The organism is Aquitalea pelogenes (assembly GCF_001515305.1).
Lineage (GTDB): Bacteria > Pseudomonadota > Gammaproteobacteria > Burkholderiales > Chromobacteriaceae > Aquitalea > Aquitalea pelogenes.
In genome coordinates this window covers 50,104-69,358 of the sequence record NZ_LNQV01000023.1, presented here as the reverse complement: position 1 = coordinate 69,358, position 19,255 = coordinate 50,104, and the positions used below count along the sequence as shown (strand labels likewise).

The 19,255-nt window shown below is 49.6% G+C and carries 24 protein-coding genes; 3 read left to right on the top strand and 21 right to left on the bottom strand.

Annotation, left to right across the window (positions count from 1 at the left end; translation table 11 throughout):
- Window positions 1-248: 248 nt before the first annotated feature.
- Entirely contained in the window at window positions 249-437 is a 189-nt protein-coding gene (locus AWT75_RS11565) for a hypothetical protein (protein WP_062789228.1), read from the bottom strand.
- Between the two features lie 23 nt (window positions 438-460).
- Window positions 461-964, bottom strand: a complete 504-nt coding sequence (locus AWT75_RS11560; RefSeq protein WP_062789227.1) for a hypothetical protein — start codon at window positions 962-964, stop codon at window positions 461-463.
- A gap of 135 nt (window positions 965-1,099) precedes the next feature.
- Between AWT75_RS11560 and AWT75_RS11555 the strand changes: the two genes are divergently transcribed.
- A complete protein-coding gene (locus AWT75_RS11555; RefSeq protein WP_062789234.1) occupies window positions 1,100-1,450 on the top strand; it encodes a helix-turn-helix domain-containing protein in 351 nt (116 codons plus the stop codon).
- On the opposite strand, the gene AWT75_RS11550 is transcribed toward AWT75_RS11555, so the two are convergent.
- The 4 genes from AWT75_RS11550 to AWT75_RS11535 all read right to left on the bottom strand — a co-directional run bounded on the left by AWT75_RS11550 (window position 1,437) and on the right by AWT75_RS11535 (window position 4,881).
- Entirely contained in the window at window positions 1,437-2,333 is an 897-nt protein-coding gene (locus AWT75_RS11550) for a recombination directionality factor (protein ID WP_062789226.1), read from the bottom strand. The two genes, AWT75_RS11555 and AWT75_RS11550, sit on opposite strands and share 14 nt — an antisense overlap.
- Entirely contained in the window at window positions 2,330-3,313 is a 984-nt protein-coding gene (locus AWT75_RS11545) for a YqaJ viral recombinase family nuclease (RefSeq protein ID WP_062789225.1), read from the bottom strand. Before AWT75_RS11545 ends, AWT75_RS11550 begins: the two co-directional genes overlap by 4 nt.
- A 145-nt stretch (window positions 3,314-3,458) precedes the next feature.
- Window positions 3,459-3,920, bottom strand: coding sequence for a hypothetical protein (locus AWT75_RS11540; RefSeq protein ID WP_062789224.1), 462 nt, complete (start codon window positions 3,918-3,920; stop codon window positions 3,459-3,461).
- Between the two features lie 4 nt (window positions 3,921-3,924).
- On the bottom strand, window positions 3,925-4,881 hold the full coding sequence (locus AWT75_RS11535) for a DUF932 domain-containing protein (protein ID WP_062789223.1): 957 nt from the start codon (window positions 4,879-4,881) through the stop codon (window positions 3,925-3,927).
- Between the two features lie 577 nt (window positions 4,882-5,458).
- On the opposite strand from AWT75_RS11535, the gene AWT75_RS23845 reads away from it, so the two are divergent.
- Both AWT75_RS23845 and AWT75_RS20920 read left to right on the top strand, forming a co-directional pair.
- Window positions 5,459-5,881 carry a VTT domain-containing protein gene (locus AWT75_RS23845; RefSeq protein ID WP_082696070.1) on the top strand — a complete coding sequence of 141 codons (423 nt, stop codon included), beginning with the start codon at window positions 5,459-5,461 and terminating at the stop codon, window positions 5,879-5,881.
- Window positions 5,882-6,338: 457 nt separating this feature from the next.
- Entirely contained in the window at window positions 6,339-7,373 is a 1,035-nt protein-coding gene (locus AWT75_RS20920) for a YncE family protein (protein WP_082696069.1), read from the top strand.
- Between the two features lie 129 nt (window positions 7,374-7,502).
- Here the strand turns inward: AWT75_RS20920 and AWT75_RS20915 are convergent, their stop codons facing one another.
- The 15 genes from AWT75_RS20915 to AWT75_RS11480 form a co-directional block, all read right to left on the bottom strand.
- Window positions 7,503-8,771: an HD-GYP domain-containing protein gene (locus AWT75_RS20915; RefSeq protein WP_082696068.1), complete on the bottom strand. Its 1,269-nt coding sequence runs from the start codon at window positions 8,769-8,771 to the stop codon at window positions 7,503-7,505.
- A 95-nt stretch (window positions 8,772-8,866) separates the two neighbouring features.
- Window positions 8,867-9,727, bottom strand: a complete 861-nt coding sequence (motA, locus tag AWT75_RS11525; protein WP_062789221.1) for a flagellar motor stator protein MotA — start codon at window positions 9,725-9,727, stop codon at window positions 8,867-8,869.
- A gap of 36 nt (window positions 9,728-9,763) precedes the next feature.
- Window positions 9,764-10,066, bottom strand: coding sequence for a hypothetical protein (locus AWT75_RS21285; protein ID WP_153013311.1), 303 nt, complete (start codon window positions 10,064-10,066; stop codon window positions 9,764-9,766).
- An 11-nt stretch (window positions 10,067-10,077) separates the two neighbouring features.
- On the bottom strand, window positions 10,078-12,396 hold the full coding sequence (locus tag AWT75_RS20910) for a copper-transporting P-type ATPase (RefSeq protein WP_082696067.1): 2,319 nt from the start codon (window positions 12,394-12,396) through the stop codon (window positions 10,078-10,080).
- Between the two features lie 33 nt (window positions 12,397-12,429).
- Window positions 12,430-13,065, bottom strand: a complete 636-nt coding sequence (locus tag AWT75_RS11520; RefSeq protein ID WP_062789220.1) for a methyltransferase family protein — start codon at window positions 13,063-13,065, stop codon at window positions 12,430-12,432.
- Complete coding sequence (locus AWT75_RS20905; protein ID WP_082696066.1) at window positions 13,062-13,301, bottom strand: DUF2933 domain-containing protein; 240 nt, start codon at window positions 13,299-13,301, stop codon at window positions 13,062-13,064. The genes AWT75_RS11520 and AWT75_RS20905 overlap by 4 nt, the downstream gene beginning before the upstream one ends.
- Before the next feature lie 65 nt (window positions 13,302-13,366).
- Window positions 13,367-14,824 (bottom strand): multicopper oxidase family protein, encoded by a 1,458-nt coding sequence (locus AWT75_RS11515; protein ID WP_239689560.1) that lies wholly within the window; start codon window positions 14,822-14,824, stop codon window positions 13,367-13,369.
- A 42-nt stretch (window positions 14,825-14,866) separates the two neighbouring features.
- Window positions 14,867-15,331 (bottom strand): hypothetical protein, encoded by a 465-nt coding sequence (locus tag AWT75_RS11510; protein WP_062789218.1) that lies wholly within the window; start codon window positions 15,329-15,331, stop codon window positions 14,867-14,869.
- A gap of 93 nt (window positions 15,332-15,424) precedes the next feature.
- Window positions 15,425-15,820: a hypothetical protein gene (locus AWT75_RS11505; protein ID WP_062789217.1), complete on the bottom strand. Its 396-nt coding sequence runs from the start codon at window positions 15,818-15,820 to the stop codon at window positions 15,425-15,427.
- A gap of 41 nt (window positions 15,821-15,861) precedes the next feature.
- Window positions 15,862-16,335, bottom strand: coding sequence for a cupredoxin domain-containing protein (locus AWT75_RS11500; RefSeq protein ID WP_153013310.1), 474 nt, complete (start codon window positions 16,333-16,335; stop codon window positions 15,862-15,864).
- Window positions 16,336-16,400: 65 nt separating this feature from the next.
- A complete protein-coding gene (locus AWT75_RS11495; RefSeq protein WP_062789215.1) occupies window positions 16,401-16,838 on the bottom strand; it encodes a DUF411 domain-containing protein in 438 nt (145 codons plus the stop codon).
- A 70-nt stretch (window positions 16,839-16,908) separates the two neighbouring features.
- Window positions 16,909-17,346, bottom strand: a complete 438-nt coding sequence (locus AWT75_RS11490) for a hypothetical protein (protein WP_153013309.1) — start codon at window positions 17,344-17,346, stop codon at window positions 16,909-16,911.
- A gap of 40 nt (window positions 17,347-17,386) precedes the next feature.
- Window positions 17,387-17,989, bottom strand: coding sequence for a C40 family peptidase (locus AWT75_RS11485; RefSeq protein ID WP_153013308.1), 603 nt, complete (start codon window positions 17,987-17,989; stop codon window positions 17,387-17,389).
- 572 nt (window positions 17,990-18,561) lie between these two features.
- On the bottom strand, window positions 18,562-18,795 hold the full coding sequence (locus AWT75_RS23700; protein WP_153013307.1) for an ATP-binding protein: 234 nt from the start codon (window positions 18,793-18,795) through the stop codon (window positions 18,562-18,564).
- 122 nt (window positions 18,796-18,917) lie between these two features.
- Window positions 18,918-19,253, bottom strand: coding sequence for a copper-binding protein (locus AWT75_RS11480; RefSeq protein ID WP_153013306.1), 336 nt, complete (start codon window positions 19,251-19,253; stop codon window positions 18,918-18,920).
- Window positions 19,254-19,255 lie beyond the last annotated feature (2 nt).

Sequence of the window (19,255 nt, the reverse complement as noted above, 5' to 3'; positions counted from 1 at the left end):
AGTCTGGTGAGCAAGTACGTGCAACTAGTGTGCAGTGCGAATGGTCATTAGTGCGCAGTGAGGATGCAATTAGGTGTGCAGTTGGGATGCTATTTCGCAATTGGCCGGGTTGTGCTGCCAAAGCTGAAGTACTGAGGGCTGCGGCGATGATTGCCAGGGAGAGAAATTTCATGTCTTGCCTTTCTATATAAAGACCGGCAGGTCAGGTGAACCACTACCGGATTGATGCAGATGAGGGTGCGCAGGATTTAGCGATCTGGTCTGGGCTGTGTCGGGTCCTGCCGGTGCAGGCTGTCGCCCAGCGCAATGCCGAGCAGCAAAAGGCTGAGTGAGCCCATGCGATCGGCCGAGGCGTGCTTGAGTAGCAAGACACTGACCACCATCAGCAAGGGCAACTGCATGGGATGACGACGCGGGGGAAGCAAGCTGTTGAGCATGGTGTTGTCCTTCCTTTGTTTGCTCAGAGACCGATCCAGCCGTTATCGGACTTCACCATGCGCATGTTGTTGTAGGTGTAATCGATGTGAATGGTGCTGGCGTAAGAGGCAATATTGGCTTGTGCATAATCGCCATAGACGTTACGCGGCATGTTCGGGCAGGTGCGGTGCAGGTTGGCCATGATGGCGGCACGGACCTTGATCACATAGTCGTCACGTTGCCACGGCATCCAGTCGGTCTGACTGGCCAGACGCGCATTCATCTCATCCAGTAGCTTGGCATTCTCGGGTAGCGGTGCAAATTCCAGCGCGTATTTCACTTGCAGGGTGTAACGGTTATCGCCATCGGCAATACCGTTGACCTTGTCGAAATTGCTGACGGTGACAATGCTGCAGTCACCCAGCGACTTCTGGATGGCCTGCTTGGCTTCGGAAGTGGATGGCGAACTGGATCCGGAACAGGCAGTCAGCAGTAACAGACTGGCCAGGGCGCTGCTCAGAACCAGCGTGCGATAAGTGCAGGACATGGAGTGATTCCTTGTTAACAAAGTAAATAGTTGTCTTTCAAGTTGGCTTTCAACTTATAAAGTTGAGTTTCAACGCAACGGGTTCTTCATGTCAATGGGTTGTCTTGCGACTATTTGGGTTGAATGGAGACTACGATGGCAGAGAAGAAACCCGACCCCTTGGCCGTGAGCGTTGGCAAAGCGATTGCGGCACGACGGCAGGAAGCAGGACTGACCCAAGACCAGGTCGCAGGAAAATTGGATATCGGCAATGAGGCGGTATCCCGCATGGAGCGGGGATTGGTCATGCCGACGGTAGCCCGCCTGCTGGAACTAGCGAGCTTGTTTAACTGCGACGCCTCAGCCTTGCTGGTGGAGTCCAGCAATCGCCCAGCCGAGCAGGCACAGCACCTGGCACAGATGCTGGCTCGCCTGGACAGTGCAGATCGGGAGATGGTGCTGACGATGGTGGAACAACTAACCAACCGGCTGGCTAAGCCGTCCTGACTGCGCCCAGCTTGGAGGTGAGCCGGGTAGGGCGAGACACAGCTTTCTGCTTCTCCTCTGCCTCAGCACCACTTTCCACTGCCGGATAAAACTCCTCCAGCAGCTGCGGTACTTCCTCCTCGGTATCCTCGAACTGACCGTTCTGCAGCAACAGCCGGGCGGCTTGCTCCAGCTCGGCGGTATCGATGCCTGCTTCCAGCTGTTCATCTGCTGCCTTGCGCGCCGTACTGACCGCTTCGGCCAGCGTTTGGCCATCACGTAGGGTCAGATCCACGTAGTACACCGGGGTGCGGTGCGACTGGGTGGTGCTCTTGGCACGTAGACGCAGTAACAAGGGCAGATGCTTGGTGTTGCCGCCACTGGCAGCCTCGTAATACTTCAGCCGTGCCGCCAGGGTGCGTACCGAGTTGTAGCCAGTGGTGCGGAAAATAAAGCTGCCCAGCTCATCCTGCTGGCCTTCTACCTGCACATTCAACCTCCCATACAGCTTGCAGCCCAGCTCCTTGGCCAGCGGGCAACGGTCTGGTCTCATGCAACCAATCTCCTCCATGCCCTGAGCTGTCACCCGTCGTGCCGTTTCTCCGTTACCGACACACACTGGCCGCCCGTTATTCCGATCGAAGGCACTGTATTCGGCCCGTAGATTCAGCTCGCTGTCGTTGAACAACAGCTGAATGGGAATGGCACGAATCTTGCCATTCTGTGCCTGCTCCGATAGCGCCTGGTGCAAGGGATGCAGCAACCAGCCATCGCGGCTCTGCACCTGAGTGGTGAGTGAAAAGCTGTCGTCCTTCTCCGGCAGCCAGCGTTCCTGCTTCTGCACCAGCTTGCCAATGCTGATGCGCCCGATCACGGGCGGGGTAATGGCGAGACCTTTAATCACGATGCTTTCCTTTCCGTTTGAATGACAAAGCGCCGGGAGCCGGCAATGGACTTGCTGTACTGGGCGAGTAAGGTGGGGTGGTCCTGCGACAAGCGTTCGACATCAGGGGCAACGCGATCCTTGGACCGCTTCCAGGTGATACGGCCCGACTGGAACACGGCGGCAGAGGCATGGCCCAGCACGTTCTGGATCTGCTGGCGGATGGCCGCCTCCTTGGCTTCTGCATCCTCTTTACGCTGCCGTTCTGCCAGTAAGGCAGAGAACAGTCGGTTGCCTTCAATCGATTCGGACAGGTCGATGGTCTGGCCATCGTCACGCGGGAACAGCCAGGACAAGGCTGCACCAGCATCATCCGAACCATCCGGTGCCAGTTGGGTGTCCAACACCACGTGCTGCCAGAACACCGTTTCGCGGGCGATCAGATCGGCAATCTTGTCCTCATCACGCAGCACTCGATAAATCCGGAAATCCTGCCCGCCGATCAGCACCGCCACATCGGCCCAGTCATGGCCGGTCACCGCCAACTGATGCAGTACCTGGCACTGATAGGCCACCGGGATGCCTTCCTCCCACTGCGGGGCAGAGTGATAGCTGGCGGTCTTGATTTCCAGGATGCCCCAGCCTTCCTCCGGGCAACGCACCTCCCGATCCAGATTGGCCAGCATGAAACGGTGGGCCGGGTGCTGTAGTACCGCATTCACCCGTCGTACCTTGCGACCAGTCCGCTCGGCATACACCCGCGCCAGGATGGGTTCCAGAATCGTGCCCCAGATGACAGGCTCTTTCTCAGACAGATCTTCCGGCTCCTTACGACCGGTCTTCTCCAGCCACAGGGACAGGGGGCACTTGTACGGCGACAGCCCAATGGATGGGGCGGCATCAGATGAACCAATGCCCAACTGACGAATGCGCAGCCATTCATCACGAGACAACTTCAGGGTAGAGGCCAGACGAATGGCCTGTGCGTAGCGTTCAGCCATGGCGAAACACTCCTTATAAAGGCATAAAGCCCGGCAGCAAGGCTGACCGGGCGATAGGTTTGATAGGGGTAAACGGAAACGAAAGAAGCAATAGAAGAGAAAAGGACTACAGAAACAGCAGGAAGGAATCAGATCAGCAACGGATTCACGATTGCGCAACCGGTACGATCACCGGCAATTCAGGAGAGAGCGTCAGCAGGATTTGCCGGATGGCAGGCCACTGCTGTGGCTGACCACGCAGCATGAACTCACAGGCCAACCGTACCAGGCAGGCCTTGACCCAATCGAGGGAAGGGGCCTGACCATCATGCAGCACGATCCACTCGGCAATGGCACTGCCCAGGGCTTCAGTCACTTCGTAATGCCACACCCCTGGTGCGCCTTGTTCCAGCTGGTCGTACAAGGTATCCGTCAGAGCAGCCACCATCGGTGCGTACTGCACCAGTTCGGCATGCAGCTCCAGACAGCCAGCCCCCCAGATCACCAGCAGACTGCGCTCGGCATCCGGGCCGTCGTATGCCACACCCAGACTGTTCCAGGTGCAGAAGTCGCGCATGCCTGCCGTCAAACAAGCAGCGGTCAACGCAATGGATTGCACGGAAGCCATGACATCACTCCACCAAAGCCAGTGCATGCTCCAGTGCCTTGCCCTTGAGCTGGGCACCCTGACCGAACCAGGCCGAATCCAGCCGGTAGTCCTGACTACGGGCACGACGACGATGATCGACATACTCGGTCATGGCATTTACCAGGCCCCATGCCGTACCACGAGTACCGGCCAGCAGCGAACCCATGCCACCACCGCTATACAACGCCGATACCTGCTGCAGGGCCTTCGAGGTGACAGCATCCTCACCTCCTGTCACCAGCGGTTCATCCAGTACCTCGCGGAAGAACTGGCAAGCCTCTTCCGGTGACACCGTTCGCTGCGACAGCTGCTTGATGTTGCCGATGAAACGGTCCCAGGCCGACAGGCCAATTCCCAAGGCCTCCTTCACCGACTGCGGATCAAACACAGTGGAGTGGGGCACCTTCACCGCGCCGGTTCGATCCTTCACCGCCATCTGCAGCGTGTTGTTGCACACCACCCGTACCGAGGTGAACTGGGCCGTCGTGCACAGCGTGCCGTCACAACTGGTGGCTAGTAGCAGATACGCCTTCACCCGATCACCACCCTTGAGCAGGGCTTCTTGTCCGGTCTTGGCCAGTGCCCACAACTTGCGACCGCCCTTCAATACGCCAGCGGTTTCCAGTTCAAAGCCACCGGCACTGACCAGATCACGATAGAACTCCAGTACTTCAGACGGCTGTACTACCTTGTAACGGGGCGACACCACGGACAGTGGTGCCAAGGAGTCCGAGCGATACAACACCTTGGAATCGGCAAATGGCCGGATGTGCATGCCATCGGCGGCTACGTTGAACAAGACATCGCTCTGCTCGATACGCCAGTCCATACCGGCTTCAGTCAGCCACACGTCTAGCGGCTGTTGGGGAGACAAAGGATTACCCAGACCATGCCAGGGCGTGGCTCCGACAAAGGCCATGAATTCGATGAGATGGGACATAGATCACTCCAATGAAAATGGCCCCCGTCAAGACGGAGGCCAGGGCATAAAGGACACCCGGAGTGGGTGTCGCTTTGCGTGTTCAAGGAGGTGATATAGGGCTGAAAAAAATTAGAAATAATGGTAAAAATAAGCAGTGCAGATGGGGTGCACGATCTCGCCATATCAGTAGAAATTGTGGGTAAATCCAACACAAAGGAGCGCTATATTTTCGCAATGTCAGATGTGAGAGTGTGCAGCACCAGCGCTTAAACAGCATTGCAAAATGCTGAAAATTGTTTCATTCATCTACGGGGTGGACAACCTCAATGAGGTGCACACTAAGCTAGTTACAAATAAGCCAGAGAGTGCGTAGGAGCCGAATGGTTTTGGTACTGGAAAATATATTCAATTTATTATCACAATTAGATCCCACTCATCTGCAAATTTTTGGCCAAAGATACGGAAATTGGCTTTATGGTTTTCTCTTCGTGATATTTTTTTTAGACACAGGCCTTGCATTCAGCTCCTTACTGCCAGGAAATTCACTAATTTTTACCGCAGGCGTATTGGCAGCTAATGGACTACTCTCCCCTATCTGGTTCTGATACTGCTATCACAAGCCGCATTTATCGGTGATAAAACTAATTACTTTGTAGGCCAAAAAATTGGTCACCGGCTATTTAGCGGCCCCGCAGTTGTCAATTTCAAGAGCCGAGCCTTACACACGATCCAAATCATTTTCTCACAACATCATCCGTCGGCTATTATTTGTGCACATTTCTTCCCGGCATTACGTGGCAATTCTCCATTTATTGCGGGCGCAACCAAAGTGCCATATCGACACTTTCTAACCCTGTCTTTGATTGGTTCTTGCATATGGGTGTCAACAGTAGTGCCAGCAGGATATTTACCGGGGAAACTATCTATCATTTCTAGCAATCTCCCAGTATTTATTTTAAGCATCACCATCTTGTCTTCACTACCGCCATTAGGAATAATATTCCGCATGACAAAATAAATGCCCACCCTTGATTCTAATCAAGGGCCCGCGGTTGAAACTGGCTTAGATTCTGACAATGAGTAAAATAATCCGCGCATTGCTTCCGATACTAATATGGCTATCGCTTCAATTCATGCAAGCAGTAGCGGTATCTGCATCGTCTTTTACAGACAAAAATACATCAGAGACTCATTCGCTATTTCATCATCACGAAGACAAAAATAACTGCAAAGTTAGCATTACCTCGTGCGATACAGCCGCACATTGCCAACAGAATTGTGTTTCGCCACTAATTAGCATCCTAGACGCAACGTCATATACCAAGTTTGGTGCAGTATGGCAGTCAACAACTCCAAAGCAATTGAAAAGCATAACCCATACTCCTCCTCATCATCCACCACAAGCAGGAAATCATTATTAAAAACAGAACCACTTCCACATGGAGTAAACGCATACTTAATTAAGGAGTATATGAATGAAAACCATGCAATTCATCTTGGCAGCTTCTTTGCTCGCCATTAGCACACCATTTTCTAACGCAGCAGCATTACCCAAAGGCCAAGTATATAGTGCCAACGAAGGTGATAATACTATCAGTGTAATCACATTACCATCAGGCAAAGTAAATACCGTAACAGTACCCATCACACCACACAATGTACAAATCTCTCCTGATGGGAAAATTCTGCTAGCCGTGGGTATGCCAGCAAATAGTCACAACATGGTTGGAATGGATCATGCAGGTGGACATGATGAAGATGAACCTGGCCAATTACTACTACTAGATGCAGACCAGCCAAGCAAGATCCTAGCAATCATGCCCGCAGGCCATCATCCGGCGCACGTAATCACGGACCCGACAGGACAACGGGCTTATATCACCAGCTCGGAAGATAACGCTATCACAGTGATAGATTTGAGGCGTAAGGTTCTTATTGCAAAAGTAGCCACAGGGGCGTTTCCCCATGGACTTCGTGCCAGCCCGAATGGAAGTGAGCTGTATGTTGCCAACGTGAAAGACGATAGCGTTTCCGTGATTGACACCAAGAGTCTAAAGGAAATAGATCGTATCCACGTGGGACATGCACCCGTACAAGTTGGTTTCTCACCTGATGGACGGCTGGTCTATGTTTCTCTGCGAGATGATAACCAAATAGCAGTCATTGACACGACAAACAACCAAATTACCACTAGGGTAGCTGTAGGAAAAAATCCAATCCAAGTGTTCGCAAGTAACGATGGCAACAAGGTTTATGTAGCCAATCAAGGAAGCGATGCCCAACCGGATGATAAAGTCTCCATCTTGGATGCACGAAATAACGTAATTACTAGTACTGTAACCACCGGCCTAGGGGCGCATGGTGTTGTTGTTAGCCCTGGCAGTGAAGCTGCCTTTATCACAAATACAAAGGCAAATACTGTCAGTGTTATTAATGCGAAAAGTGGAAAAGTTATTGCCAACTACTCCGTTGGAAATAACCCAAATGGCATTACTTTTCGCGCATACTAAAGCCTAGCTCTGCGGCGGGGGTTCCCGCCGCACTTCCCATGAAACACATAAACTGGCAGCTCTCCACAAAATATTTTTATCTAAAATTTATTCATTACACCAAATCAATATTTAATAAAATAGACGATTTCAATCCGTTCTTGCTGCGTAAAAACGCAATTTACTCTCCAACTCACCTCTTAGGATATCAACACTTGCTTTATTAATTTTTGCATATGCGCTAGGTGCAATTTCAAGAAATTTACCTAAAATTAAAACATCAAAGCTTTTACCACCTTCCTCAAGCATTACTTTTACTGCGTCAGCATAGCTCATTTCATTCTTATATGGCCTAACGGATGTCAGGGCATCAAATACATCAACAATAGAAAACAACCTAGCTTTAAATGGGATGTACTCACCTTGCAATCCATTAGGATAGCCCTTTCCATCAAAACGTTCATGATGACACGAGACAATTTCTTGCGCACCTTTCAGCCACTTTGATTTTTCAAGTATGTGCTGTCCGATGTAGACATGGGATTTCATCACTTCGAACTCATCAATAGTCAACTTCCCAGGCTTCAATAAAATTGCATCAGGAATACCAATTTTTCCCACATCATGCAAGAAAGCACCAGAAATAAGGCTAATCATTTCACCTTTTGGAACCTGCAAAGACTCTGCAAGCATTACAGAATACAAAGTTACTCTGTAATTGTGCGCATCTGTATCTGAATCACGCTTAGCAATAGCACTACCCAGCACTTCCATTAAATCCAAATTACTTTCCAACAAATCAGACGACAAGATTGATGATTTTTTATACAATGAAAAAACAACAGAATAAAAAATAAATCCAGAAACAAACAAAGCAACCAATACGGTTGCTAATGATTCATAAATACGATCATTCATTTCAAAAACCGCAAGAGAAGGCACCTTGTACGCCCCCTCGAAATACCCACCAACAATTCCTTTACTATACTTAAGCGGTGCTATAGCCATAACATACAAATCATCTCCATATTTAACTATTTCATGGCGATGCTCACCTGCTATCGGGAAATATTTATTGCTATCTTTTATTTTACTTATAAGATTTTCGTCAGCACGATACCAGTGCTCACTATTTAGCACTCTATTTTTATCATAAATAGAAATGCCAACAAATTGCCCCTTATGTAAAATATTTTGCAATATCTCCTCTTGACGATCATAAGAAAGTGCATAAAATTCAACACCAACATTTTTATTAAAATCCTCAACAGCATCACTTGCCAGCCCAAAAACAAATTTATTTATTCTAATTGTCTCCATCTCATACGTAAAAATACCAAAAAACAAAGATAGCAATATCCATGCAGGAACAATTCTAACAAGAATTATGCGATGAACATGCCACTTTATAATGTTCATGACTGGTAAACCTCATGCATCTTTAAATAGTAAACTTATCAAGGCAATGAATCACAATCATAGCAACCAGTCAGCAAAAGATAATCATTGCACAATTACTTTATTGATTTAACATAGCTTTCAAGCTCTTCAAATTCAGGCCTTTCAGTAGAAAAAATTACTTTCCGCCCAAATTCAACCGCCGTTTGTGGCGCATAACCTTGGAGACTAGCCAAGATAACAGTTTTAATACATTGCAGTTCTTTCGTACTTTCATCAAGCTTCTGTTCAAGTAGTGATCCAAGTGGTGCGACAATACCATACGCTAATAAAATACCTAGAAACGTACCAACTAATGCCGAGCCAATCATCTCGCCAAGAACTGCCGGTGGTTGGCCAACAGACCCCATCGTATTTACTACGCCAAGAACGGCAGCAACAATGCCAAATGCAGGTAAAGCATCACCAAGCCTTACAATTGCGGCTATTGGAGCATGTGCCTCGTTATGATGGGTTTCAATTTCCACATCCATCAAATTTTCAATTTCAAATGAATTTAAGTTACCAGACACCATTATTCTTAAATAATCAGTAATAAATTTCATCACATGGTGATCAGATCCAATCTCTTGAAATTTCCCAAAAAGTGGACTATCGTGAGGCTTCTCTATGTCAGCCTCAATTGCCATTAGTCCCTCCTTTCGTACTTTGACCAATGTTGAAAACAGCAATGCCATAAGCTCCATGTACCTAGTTTTTGTATACTTTGACGGCTTTATAATAGTAGGCAGCAGCTTTAAAACGGCCTTCAATACTTTCGTTTGATTACCGACAACAAATGCCCCAAATGCCCCACCAAATATTGCCATCAGCTCTGTTGGCATTGCCTTAAGAATAACCTCAATATTTCCTCCATGAATAATAAAGGCACCAAATATCAAGGAAATCACAACTACATATCCTATTATTACATTCATTATTCATACCCAAAAAATATTCAATAATCAATCTACTCAATGGCAACCTTGATGGCGTGTAGGTTTCGTCTCTTTTATATAGCTCTCTGGATTGCTCTCAAAAATATCCCTATTTTCCTTATTTTCAAAAAAATAAGTAAACCCCTTATATACCGATGCAATTTGAACACCATCACCAACACTACGGCCTGAGATAGGGTCTATCTTATCAGCGGGCTGCTCTGCTGCATGCTTATGGTGCTGTCCACCCATGCCACATCCCATACCCCCTCGCCGCATCATCAGCACCACCGCGATTGCAAATAAAATCCACAAACCATTCTGAACAAACCATTCCATGTCAATCTCCTTTATACACGACGTAAACGAAGCGCATTACATACAACTGAAACTGAACTTAAGCTCATAGCCAAAGCAGCAATCATTGGCGATAACAGAACTCCAAAAATAGGGAACAAAATCCCTGCTGCGATAGGGATACCCAATGCATTATACAGCAATGCAAAAAGTAGATTTTGCTTCATATTTTTCACTGCCTGGCTAGATATTTTTCTAGCCGCCAATATGCCTTTCAAATCTCCTTTAATTAAAGTAACGTGCGCACTACTCATTGCAATGTCTGTTCCATTTCCCATTGCAATTCCAATATCAGCTTGAACCAATGCGGGGGCATCATTAATGCCATCACCGGCCATTGCAACAAAATGGCCTTGATTTTGATGACATTGAACAAGTAATAACTTATCCTCTGGCTTTACTTCTCCGTGAACTTCGTTAATACCAAGCTTATTTGCAACTGATTGCGCAGTGCCAATTCCATCTCCACTTGCCATCACAACATTAATCCCTGCTTCTTTTAGTGAAGATATAGCCTCTGCAGCCGTTGGCTTGATTGGATCAGTAATTGAAAAGGCTCCAGACAACACTCCATCAATCATTAAATAAACAACGCTTCCCCCTTCTCCGTTTAGTTCTTTCAATTTCTCCTCAAGCTTAGATATATCTGCACCATTTTCATGCATAAATATACGACTACCCAAGGCTATTTTTTTTCCAGCAACTAAGCCATGCACACCAATACCTGTACTGGACTCGAAATCAGTACATGGCAACAGAGAAATTTTATTTCTCTCAGCTCCTTGCACAATAGCATGTGCCAATGGATGTTCACTTCCTTGATCTACACTGGCAGCAAATTGTAAAATTTCAAGCTCATTGTACGCTCCAAGCGCGACTACTTTTTCAAGCATCGGCTTTCCTTTTGTAATTGTCCCTGTCTTATCAATTATTAAAGTGTCAACTTTACATAGCTGTTCAATGGCTGCTGCGTCTTTGAATAAAACCCCACTAGATGCTGCCTTTCCAGTTGCAACCATAACTGACATGGGCGTAGCCAAACCAAGAGCACATGGACATGCAATAATCAAAACAGCAACGGCATTTAATAATCCGTATATCCAACTAGGCTCAGGACCAAACAGACCCCACACCAATAGTGTTGATAAAGAAAAAATCAGAACTCCCACAACAAACAGCCCTGCAACATCATCGGCCATTCTCTGCATAGGTGCCTTAGACCGCTGTGCATGTGCAACCATCTGTACAATCTGTGCAAGCATGGTCTGCTCACCGACTTGCCTAGCTCGCATAACGAGCGTTCCACTTGTATTTAGCGTAGCGCCAATTACTGAGTCTCCTTGTCTTTTTGTAACTGGCAGTGGTTCACCTGTGATCATTGACTCATCAACTGCACTACTACCATTCTCTACAGTGCCATCAACTGGAACCTTTTCCCCTGGGCGAATACGCAATAAATCTCCAACGATCACGTCTGCAATGGGGATATCCACTTCCACTCCATCCTCCCGAACTTTACGAGCATTTTTTGGAGCAAGTCCTAGCAGCGCTCTGATCGCTGCTGAAGTCTGTGATCGGGCTTTTAGCTCAAGCAATTGGCCAAGTAGTGTCAATGAAATAATGACATCTGCTGCTTCAAAGTAAACCCCTACACGCCCCATCGCACTATAGCTTGCTGGGAATAAATCAGGAAACAAAGTGGCCACAAGACTGAATGAAAATGCAGCGCCCGTCCCAATTCCAATAAGAGTCCACATATTTAAGTGCCGATGTATTATTGACTGCAGGCATCTCGCAAAAAATATTCTTCCTCCATAAAACACTACAGGAAGCGATAGTAATAGTTCAAGCCATGACTGATATTGAGAGAAGCCAGACTCAAACTGATGGCCAAACATAGCTAGTGCAAGAACGATGACACTGAGCGGAAGTGTCCACCAGAATCTCATATTCAGGTCGACATATTCAGAACTTTCCTTACTCTCCATAGGTATTGCCAACTCAAGCGACATGCCACACTTAGGGCAATTCCCTGGCGTATGAGATATTACTTCCGGATGCATTGGGCATGTATAAATAGCATCTTTTACACCCTCGTCGGATACATTGTCGACTTTAATTTTTGCATGATGATGGCTTATCAAATTCGACTCTTTTTCACCATTGACTTCCATCAACTCCATACCACACTTTGAACATTTTCCTGGATGAGTTTGCTTTATTTCCGAATGCATTGGGCATGCAAAAAATGTCTCTTTCAAACCCACATGTCTTTCTGGATTAACATCATTACAATTAGAGTGCTGATGCATTTTACACCGCCTTTCCATTACTACCCGCCAATCTTAATAAAATCTTCTCGGGATAAAAGCCGGGACAGTATTCTTGTATTCCAGATACACCACTCCAAATTCTCTCTCAATATCCATCTCTTCTCTAAATGCCAAACGCGAATAAATATAAACCAATATCGGAAACATTACCAATGTTATCAGCGTCGGCCACTGAAGCAAGAACCCAAACATGATCACAACAAACGCAACATATTGTGGATGCCTGATCTTCGAGTATGGCCCCGTTATCGCAATACTTTTATTAAGCTGCGCCACATACAGCACCCGCCATGCAGATGCAAGCAGGAAGAAACCTAAAATGATAAAGATATTACTCAAAAGATGAAATGGACCAAAATGAGGATTTGCTCTCCACCCGAAAATAACTTCAAGAAGATGACCTGAGTCGTGATTCAAAAAATCTATTCCAGGATATTTTTTTACAAGCCATGGCATTAGCAAATAAATTGTTAATGGAAATCCATACATTTCAGTAAAAAGCGCGACAACAAAGGCTGAAAACATTCCAAGAGAACGCCAATCTTTTTTTGATTTTGGCTTAGTAAAGCTAAAAGCAAAAATAATAAATACCAATGAATTTATAATAACTAGTGACCATAATCCATAGCCATAATCAGCATGATTCATGATTTATCTCCCTTTCCACTTTCATCTTTTGCATTGGAAGAATTATCTTCAGTCTTGTTGCTGTGGCCGTGATGCATAAATAAATGCATTAACGGACAAGCCAAAAAAAATAAATATGGCAATGCACCTAAGAGATGAGCCTTATGTTCCGTCCATAGAAAAAAAACTGCTACCGCTACAAATCCCCAAAATATCCATCTGAATTTTGAAGGTACAAATCCATGATGCGAGTGCATTTTATTTCTCCCTGAATTTCGCACAGTAAGCACAGCACCTAATGGTGCTGTGCTTACCAAAATACTTACACCACTTGCAATTGGCCCATCATTCCAACAGCCTCATGTTCAAGAATGTGGCAATGGAACATCCGGATGCCTGGCCAGTGCTGTACCGTTTTGATACGCACAGTTTCACCAGACTTCAGGTTGATGGTGTCGTGCCAGGCCAGATAGGGCTCGGCCTTGACCACACCGTCCATTTCCCGCGATTGCACCTGGAACTGTGTGCCATGCAGATGGAAGGGATGATCCATGTCGGACTGGTTGACGATCTCCCATAGCTCCACCTCATCGACACGGCTGCTCAAGTCAATGCGATGCATGTCGTACTCCTTGCCATTCACCAGGAACTGCATGCCATGCTGACCATTAGTCATGGTCATCTTTTCGGAGAAGACAACCCGTTTTTGGGTGACAGGGCGTCCCAGATCCTTGATGGTGGCGAGCTTGACCGGCAATGGTGCAAGCTGGCCTGTCGCAACCCGTGAAAAATCGACAGTCAAAATGTCCAGCGGCTTGTCAGGAGCGACATCGCCCATTTTTCCACGCGCATACACCGCTGTAATCAACTTGCCCTGATCACGTCGCTTGCCTGCATCAACGATCAATTCGATACGCTGGCCCGGTGCCAACACATGCTCGGTCAGGCCGGTGACGGGGTGCTCCAGCAAGCCACCATCGGTTCCAATCAGGATCAGCAGCGAGCCAGGTAACTGCAGGCGCAGATAGCGCGCACTATTGGCATTCCAGATCCGCCAGCGCTCACGTCCTCCCGTATCGAAATGGACGATCGGTTTGTTCTGCGCATTGGTCAGGACAAACTGCCCTTCGCGCCCATTCATCCAGTCATTGCTGTTATTCGGCGCAATCTGGCCCATGTGATCCAGCTTCAGATCAGACAGAATCAGCAAACGCTCAGGCAACCCGGCAAGCGGATCCTGCTTTGCCCGGACGATAAAACCACCGGCAAGACCACGAGAGGCCTGTTCTGCAGTGAATTCATGCGGATGAGGGTGATACCAGTAAGTCCCGGCACTGCCTTCCGGCAAGGTAAAACGGTAAGTAATGCGCTGACCGGGGGCGATGGCCTGCTGTGGATTGCCATCCTGACTCGGCGGTACCGGCAGTCCATGCCAGTGAATAGAGGTCGGTTGGCTCAGTTGGTTGTGCAGTGTGATTTCAACCGTATCCCCCTCCATGACATCAATCAGTGGTCCGGGCAGGCTGCCGTTATAGGTCCAGAATTCGGTAGGTCCGTCTTTCAGCAGTGGGACACGTACCGCTTTGGCCGTCAGCGTGGCCTTGAACAAGCCAGGTTGGCTGCTTTCATTGGTCAGTAGGGGCATGCTGCCCTGATCTGCACCAGAGGCCAGTAATGCGGGATCCAGCAAAGGCATGGGGCTGCCATCCACTGGCATGGCATGAGTCATGGAGGCTGCGAGGGACTTCAAGCTGAAGCCCCCCAGGCCTGCCAGCAACATGCCGCTCAAGAATGAACGTCTGTGCATGATTAGCCTCGTCAGTTATTGCGCCATCGGCGTTTTCATCATTGACGACTGCTGATCCATCATCTGCATCATCATGTCCATCATGCGCATATCACCCTGCATCATGGATTTCATCGGCATGTCATCACTTTGCTTCATCCCCTTCTTCATGCCCATGTTGGACATGCCGCCCTGACAGTGGGCCATGTGCATTTTCTTCATCATGGCCATGCTGTCCTTCATGACGCCCATTCCTTCCTGCATGGCCTCTTGCCGTTCTTCCGGCGTTTTGGCAGCGGCCATCTTGGCGTGTACTGCATTCATCTTTTCCATCTGAGCTTCCATCTCCTTGCTTGCTGCCATTGGTTTGGCAGCGGGTTTGGCCGCCTTCTTGGCGACAACCGCAGCGGAAGCATCCTGGTGATGGGCTTCATTTGCTTGTGCGGTAAAGGTGGTGGCAGCAATAGCCAGGGCGATGACGGTTTTCCATTGGGTTTTCATGATTCGACTCCGTATAGACGTGACAAAGGATTGCCCTGCCGCAATGGCAGGAACGGGTGAGGTGGGAATGGCGTTGCCATTCCGCATGTGGGGCTAGTTGTTGAAGCGGGAAAACTGCAGGCGTAGTGGACGAGTGGGTGGCCGTGGCCACACCCGGATAGCCTGTGGCAAAAGAATGGTGATACTTAGTCCGCTCAGCCAAATCAGGCTGGCGGCCAATAACACCAAGGGCATGTGTTGCTGCCAGTGTGGATCGGCCTTCACCAACAAATGTTGGGCATCGGCACACACTTTGCTACACAGCTCATTGTGGGGCTGGTCATGCGTATGCTGCCATGGAGCCAGCAGGCTGGTCTCCTCATGATCTGGCGCTACCGGCATGGCCTGACAGTTTGCCACCGAGACCAGCGCAAACGCCAATACCCAGACGGCCAGCAGCAGCCGGCTCCAGGTATGCAGGTGTTGGCGTATCCGGTACAAGGTGAGCATTTTGTCTACTCCACGCGATGAGCCGATCAATTGGGTAAGGCCTATTTCAGCATGACATGCCGGTGATACATGCCGGCTTCAAAGTGCCCTGGAACATAGCAGGCAAACAGAACGGACTTACTCTTGACCGGATCAAAGCGCCAGACAATCGTTTTAGTCTCGCCCCCCTTGAGAGATAGCACATTGACATCGTGATGTTCCATCCCGGCCATCTGTTTTCGCATTTCCAGCAGATGCTCCTTGCGGAATGACTCATCGCCAATAGCGAACTCATGCGGAGCCTGGCCACTATTTCTCACCACGAATTTCACTACTTCACCGCGACGGATGCGCATGGAGTCGAATTTCAACCGCATTGTGTCGGTGGCTTCGACATGGATGGTCCGTGTTACAGCAGATTCTTGCGCGGGCTGGCCGAAAGCGAATTGCTCCGACATGTCCATGCCATTCATCTGTGCCATGGCGACTGCTGGTAGCAGTAGTGCCAGCAGCAGCGCGTGTTTTTGATATTTCATTGTGTAGCTCCCGCCCGGCGGGATGGCGATGGCCAAAGCCCGGCCACACCCCGTCGGGCAATGACTCAGAATCGGCCGAACAGCACACCGGTACGTTGGTCTTTAGTCATGGTGTAGATGGCCAGCGTGCCTGGCTTTTCTTCACCCATGCCAGGGCTGTTCAATGGCATGCCAGGTGCAGACAAGCCAACCACGTCGGCCCTGCTGGCAAGCAGCTTCTTGATGGCGGCGACTGGTACATGGCCTTCAATGGTGTAGCGGCCAATCTTGGCGGTATGGCAGCTACCTAGACCGGGCGTGACACCCATCTGCTGCTTGATCGGCTGCATGTCGTCGCGATTGATAGCAGTGACATCAAAGCCGTTGTGCTTGAGATAGCTGATATAGGCCTCGCAGCAACTACAAGTGGGGCTCTTGTACAGCGTGACTGGAGTGGCGGCAAAAACGGAGGTGCTGAACGCGCCGATCAAGACGGCAAGAACGCGGGTACGAATGATGGCCATGATGGCCCTCCTTCTGGCAATGACAATGATTCGGATAACCGGCAACAGGCCGGCAAGTCAGAAAATACGGTCAGGCAAGTAAAGGGGGGCGATGCGGCGGAGAAAGGGTGATACCAGCCAGTTTGGCAGGCTGGGTAGGTACAAAAATACCAACCTGGGCAAGCGGGGCGGCAGACCAGGCTGTATGCTGGAACACGGAGGGTGTACAGAGTTGCACGCAGCCAGCCCCGTTACACAACATGCCATGTGCTGCTTTTGCAGTGGCGGCATGGGTCGTCATCTTGCTGGCTGTTTCCTTATGACAGGCCGCATGGGTTTCATGGGCCATGCAGTCCGCCGAGATGACTGCCTTCCCGGCCATGGCCATGTCTACACCTGCTGCCAGCACATTGAGTGCTGGAAGCATGAGCAGAAGCATGAGCAGGAAACGGTATAAGGCTTTCATACTTGCCAAGATAGCACTTTTGAGTGGCAAAAGTGAATGCAAAATAATTCTTTGCGGCTGCATTGTTGATCTAGATCAGTTGTACCGCCATCATGTCCCGGCCTCATTTTGCCGGGGCCTCCTGCTGCTTTGCTTTGGCATGTTGCAGAATCCGGCGCGCACCATCAAAGCGCTTGACCCAATAGGCTTGGGTCATATCACTGATACCTATCGTTTTACCCGCTCTGGGGGCATGGATGAACTTGCCTTTGCCCAGATAGATGCCGCTATGCGAAAACCGGAATCCTCGTGTATTGAAGAACACGATATCGCCAGCCTGTAATTCACCCATACCTACGGCCCTACCTTGCCGGGCTTGTTCTGCCGCTGTTCGGGGTAGCTCATATCCTACCGACTTCAGAAACACGAAGCGGATGAGGCCACTGCAGTCAAAACCGGTTGCCGGCGATTGCCCACCAAAACGGTAGGCAATGCCGGTCAGGCTCATGGCCTGCAGTAGTACCTCGCCGGCCAGATCTTTCTGGAGTTGTAACGGTGCCGCCGGCTGTGGCTCCTCTACAGCGACGGCCTTTTCATGGTTGGCAGCGGATGTCAGCGGGCTCAGCAACACAAGCAAGCACATCATGATTTTGAACTGCCAGACGTGGCCATTGAAAGCCACTGGCGATAAAAGACCACCTCTACGCTTCACAAACATTACGATCATTCATTGTCATCGGTTATTTGGCCGCAATCAGCCCAACCGGTCGCGCACACAAGTCGCTACCGCCTGGGTGTTGCCACGCAATGGGCAGGAACAGAGCATTCTTGTTCGACTGAACAGCGACAAATCAAGCCGTAATGGGTGGACGCCAGAGAGGTTCGGCGCGGATGGCAAGCGGCTTTTGCAGCGGCGGTGGTGTGGCTTGGGCATTACCCGAACGCAACCGGGCTTGAGGGATGAGCAAGGCCACCAGGGAATAGCATGACTTGCAATCCAGCTTGTGCTGGCAAGCATGTTGCCCGGCAGACGGAGCCGTAAGCGTGCGTGGTGACTGGGAGATTTCATGCCCGGCTAGCGTGGCACAGGCAGTATGGGATGCCGCGCCGGTATCCGTGGGGTGTACGCGTGCACTCCCCAAGGCGATAAAGGAGAGCGCCAGGGTCAAGAGCAGGATCAACACAAGTCGGCATGCGTACATCTCGCCGATTATAGTGCAGGCGCTCGCTTGTCAGCCAAGGGTTTGGCATGAAATGAACCCCAGGCACTTCCCGATATTCTGTGGTCATGCAAGAATTTCAGCCATGTTGTAGTGCTTGGGCACTTCTCACGCACGGAAATCTGATCCTCACCAGCAATCCATGCCAGGAGGAACCGGTGAGTAACTCAAGTCGAGCTTTGTGCTGCTCTGTGATACGACTCACAATCGCAAGTCCAAGCCCACTTCCTTCTATTCCAGGATGACTGCCACGATAGAAGCGTTCCGGTACGCGCTCACGCTCTTGTTCCGGGATACTTGGACCTGCAATCAACCCAAGCTAACAAAATTACTGCATTGATTTATCAACAAACACCCTTCCAACCCGCTGCTTTTGATATCGCCCGAATCATTGGAGAAAGGGGTCGGCAGCCTTGCCAACCCCTACAGCGCTAGTTAGCCGATGACCTTGATCCCGGTGATCACAGCCGACATCCCTTGTGACTGAAACTCGAACTTCACTTTCTTCCCGACGGCAAGCCCCTTAGCCAATTCCGGCTTTGCCAGCTTGAACGCCATGGTCATCGGGGGCCATTTCAGTTCCTGAACCGGACCATGCGACAGCGTCACCATGCCAGCCTTGGCATCAAGTGCCTTGATAACTCCCTCTCCAAGAGCCAGCTGACCCGTCGGTTTCGCTGTACTTGAGATGCCGGTTTCGGCGGCCTGGGCAGGGAGCACTACGGCGAGGCCGAACATTGCGGCAAACAGCATAGAAAGTAACTTGGACATCT